Genomic DNA, 1,894 nt, shown 5'->3' on the forward strand with positions numbered 1-1,894 from the left:
CCTGGGCGAACGCGGCATCGCTTCGCGATCTGCCCGGTTGCGCTCGCCTTCGGCTTCGCTCCACCGTGCAGGTAACGCGTTCGCGCGCGTGGCCGGGCCACCCTTGGGGGCCGGTCTAACCTCGGGTACGGTCTAGCCTCGGGCACGGTTATCCACAGGGCGGGCGCGGGGCGGACGGCGTGGCGGGCGGGTCCGTAGGGTGGGGGACATGAACATCGTGATCGCGGGAGGACACGGCCAGATCGCCCTGCGGCTGGCCCGGCTGCTCAGCGCACGGGGAGATGCGGTGCTCAGCCTGATCCGCAACCCCGAGCAGGTGGACGACGTGCGCGAGACCGGCGCGGGGCCGGTGGTCGCCGACCTGGAGTACCTGGCGCCGGACGACCTGGTCGACCAGCTCACGGGCTCGGACGCCGTGGTGTTCGCGGCGGGCGCGGGCCCGAACAGCGGAGCCGCGCGCAAGGACACCGTCGACCGCGGCGCCTCGGCGCTGATGGCGGACGCCGCCGAGCGCGCGGGCGTCCGGCGCTTCGTCCAGATCTCGTCCATGGGCGCGGGCAAGCCGCCGGCGGGCGGCGACGACACCTGGGCCGCCTACATCAACGCCAAGACCGCCGCCGAGGACGACCTGCGCGGCCGCGGCCTCGACTGGGTGATCCTGCGTCCCGGCCGCCTGACCGACGACCCCGGCACCGGCCGGGTCACCCTCGCCGAGCCCGAGGTGGGGCGCGGCGAGGTCACCCGCGACGACGTGGCCGCGGTCATCGGCGCGCTGCTCTCCGAGCCCCAGGTCAACCGCACGACCCTTGAGGTGGTCAACGGCGACGTCCCGATAGCCGAAGCCATAGCCGCCCTGACCTGAGCCACCCCCGCCCGCCCGGGCCCGTCGTGGCGCGTGGACGCTGCGGCCCGATGCGGCCGTGGGCGTGCGCGGGTCAGGAGTAGAGGGCCTCGATGTCGGCGGCGAACTCGGCGGTGACGACGTGGCGGCGCACCTTGAGGCTCGGCGTGAGGTGGCCGCCCGCCTCGGTCAGAGGCCGGTCCAGCACGCGGTACTTCTTGATCGCCTCGGCGTGCGAGACGGTCGCGTTCGCCTCGGCGACCGCCGCGTCCAGGGCGGCCCGGACCTCCGGATCATCCCGCAGCGCGGCGAGGTCCAGACCGCCTTCGGCGCCCGCGTCCGACGCGGGGGTCAGGCGGGGGACGGGGCGGCCGCGGGTGGTGAGCCAGGCGGGGAGGGCCTCCTCGTCGAGGGTGAGCAGGGCCGCGACGAACTTGCGGCCGTCGCCCACGACCACGGCCTGGTCGATGATCGGGTGGGCGCGCAGGAGGTCCTCCAGCGGGCCCGGGGCGACGTTCTTGCCGCCGGCCGTGACGAGGATGTCCTTCTTCCGGCCGGTGATCGTGAGGTAGCCGTCGTCGTCGAGCTCGCCCAGGTCTCCGGTGCGGAACCAGGCGCCGTCCATCGCCTGCCGGGTGGCCTCGGGATCGTTCCAGTAGCCGCGGAAGACGCTGACGCCGCGTGCCAGGATCTCGCCGTCCTCGGCGATCCGCAGGCCGGTGCCGGGGAAGGGGCGGCCGACGGTCCCGATGCGGTTGCCGCCCCGGGTGAAGCGGTTCCCGACGATCGGGGCGGTGGTCTCGGTGAGCCCGTAGCCCTCGATGATCGTCACGCCGACGCCGCGGAAGAAGTGGCCGAGGCGAGCGTTCAGCGCCGCGCCGCCCGACATCGCGTACCGCAGCCGTCCGCCGACGGCGGCGCGCAGCTTGCGGTAGACGAGCGCGTCGAACACGCGGTGCCGGGCCCGCAGCGCCAGCGGGATGCGCCCGGTGTCGAGGGCCTGGCTGTAGGCGACGGCGGTGTCGGCGGCGGCGGCGAAGATCTTGCCCTTGC

2 protein-coding genes are annotated in these 1,894 nt (G+C 74.7%); one reads left to right on the plus strand and one right to left on the minus strand.

The window, feature by feature from the left end; all coding sequences use genetic code 11:
• Positions 1-208 precede the first annotated feature (208 nt).
• On the plus strand, positions 209-862 hold the full coding sequence (locus AB0J52_RS38525) for an SDR family oxidoreductase (protein WP_500187977.1): 654 nt from the start codon (positions 209-211) through the stop codon (positions 860-862).
• Positions 863-935: 73 nt separating this feature from the next.
• On the opposite strand, the gene AB0J52_RS38530 is transcribed toward AB0J52_RS38525, so the two are convergent.
• A partial coding sequence (locus AB0J52_RS38530; protein WP_500187978.1) for an AMP-dependent synthetase/ligase occupies positions 936-1,894 on the minus strand: 959 nt, incomplete at its 5' end.

Origin of the sequence: Spirillospora sp. NPDC049652 (genome assembly GCF_040675125.1) — a bacterium.
Classification (GTDB): Bacteria; Actinomycetota; Actinomycetes; order Streptosporangiales; family Streptosporangiaceae; genus Spirillospora.

Coding starts and splice junctions, on each gene's coding strand:
- AB0J52_RS38525 (WP_500187977.1), top strand. CDS start 209: ATGAACATCGTGATCGCGGGAGGACACGGCCAGATCGCCCTGCGGCTG.